Below are 1584 nucleotides of genomic sequence, written 5' to 3' on the forward strand. Positions count from 1 at the left end.
CCGTTCAGGCGCTCCACGACGCGTTCGAACTGGAAAAGGCGGGCTGACCCCGTTCCCGTCTACGGATTTGTCAACGGCGCCCCGACCCTTGTCGCGGGCGCCGTTTTCCTCTGCACCGGCATCGCGGGCCACGGGAGTCAGTTCGAAATCCCGACCGCGCGGTGCAGATAGCGCGTCTCGGTCAATTGCCGCCGCAGGAACTCCGCCACATCGGCGCGCGTGATCTTCAGTGACAGCCGCCGTTCCGAGGGGGCGAAGCCTTCGCGGTAACCACCGGTCGCGGGACCATCTGTGAAGGCGCCGGGACGCACGATGGTCCAGTCAAGCCCGCTGGCACGCACAAGCTGTTCTTGCAGCTCATGGTCCATGAAGACCGGCCGCAACAAAGCGCCGAACATCACGCGCTTCCACCAGAAATTCAGGTTCGACCAGCTTTCATGCGCGCCGAGCGTGGACTGGCAGATCAGCCGCGATACGCCCTCGGCCTGCATCGCCTGAATCACGGTCATGGTCGCCTCGGACCGGACGCGGCTCTTGCGCGACATCCCCGCGCCGACGGTGATGACGACCGCGTCCTGCCCGCGAAGGGCGGCGGCAACCGCAGACGCGTCACGGGCGTCACCCGCCACCAGTGTCAACGCAGGATGCGACAGCGCCAGTTTGCGCGGATCGCGGGCAAAGGCGCGTACCTCGTGACCGGCGGCCAGGAACCGCTCGACAGCCAGACGCCCGACAGACCCGGTTGCTCCGAAAACAGTGACTTTCATGTTTTTGTCCTTTCGATTTCTTACTTGACACCATGTCAAGTTGACACCGTGTCAATCACATGCAACTTTACATCATGTCAAGTGAAAAGAATCCCACCCGCACCCGCATTCTCAAGGCCACCTGGTCCCTGCTCGATTCCGGGGGTGGGTCGCGCGTACGGATGTCCGATATCGCCAAGGTGGCGGGGATCAGCCGGCAGGCGCTCTACCTGCATTTTCCGAACCGGGCCGAACTGCTGATCGCCACCACCCGCCATATCGACGAGGTCAAGAAGATCGACGACCGGCTCGCCGCCAGCCGCGCCGCGCAGACGGGCCGCGCGCGCCTTACGGCCTTTGTCGAGGCCTGGGGCAACTACATCCCCGAGATCTACGGTGTGGCGACGGCCCTGATCGCGCTCGGCCCCGGCGACGAGGAAGCGCGCACCGCGTGGCAGGACCGGCTCGGCGCCGTGCGGCACGGCTGTGCATCTGCCGTGGCGATGCTGGCCCGCGACGGGGATCTCGTCGCCCATCTCGACGAAGACCGGGCCACGGACCTTCTGGCCACCCTCCTGTCGGTGCCGATCTGGGAGGGCCTGTGCCAGGCTCATGGCTGGAGCCAGTCCGATTACATCGCCGAGATCGACAGGTTGAGCCGCGCGGCCCTGATCCGCCCCGATCCCACCTCCTGACCGGGCGCAACCGATCGGCCCTTATGTGCCGGCGGGCCCTGTCTTGCGTTGCGCCCTGCCCGCCCGACGCGGAAGAGATTGGGCGACCGGGACAATCCCGAACCGGGTCCAGGATCAAAAGGCAAGATGCCCGAAAGGACAGA

The 1584-nt window shown here is 65.7% G+C and carries 2 protein-coding genes; one reads left to right on the plus strand and one right to left on the minus strand.

Going from position 1 to position 1584, the window contains the following annotated elements; translation table 11 throughout:
* Nucleotides 1-137: 137 nt before the first annotated feature.
* The gene (locus EP237_RS22820; RefSeq protein ID WP_127563104.1) at nt 138-767 is read right to left on the minus strand and encodes an NAD(P)-dependent oxidoreductase; all 630 of its coding nucleotides are present in this window, start codon (nt 765-767) and stop codon (nt 138-140) included.
* Nucleotides 768-841: 74 nt separating this feature from the next.
* On the opposite strand from EP237_RS22820, the gene EP237_RS22825 reads away from it, so the two are divergent.
* A complete protein-coding gene (locus tag EP237_RS22825; protein WP_127563105.1) occupies nt 842-1441 on the plus strand; it encodes a TetR/AcrR family transcriptional regulator in 600 nt (199 codons plus the stop codon).
* The last annotated feature ends 143 nt before the right edge of the window (nt 1442-1584 follow it).

Source organism: Nioella ostreopsis (assembly GCF_004000255.1).
Taxonomy (GTDB): Bacteria; Pseudomonadota; Alphaproteobacteria; order Rhodobacterales; family Rhodobacteraceae; genus Nioella; species Nioella ostreopsis.

Bases quoted from the DNA above. Each gene is read 5' to 3' on its own strand.
- EP237_RS22820 (WP_127563104.1), bottom strand. From the start codon at position 767: ATGAAAGTCACTGTTTTCGGAGCAACCGGGTCTGTCGGGCGTCTGGCT.
- EP237_RS22825 (WP_127563105.1), top strand. From the start codon at position 842: ATGTCAAGTGAAAAGAATCCCACCCGCACCCGCATTCTCAAGGCCACC.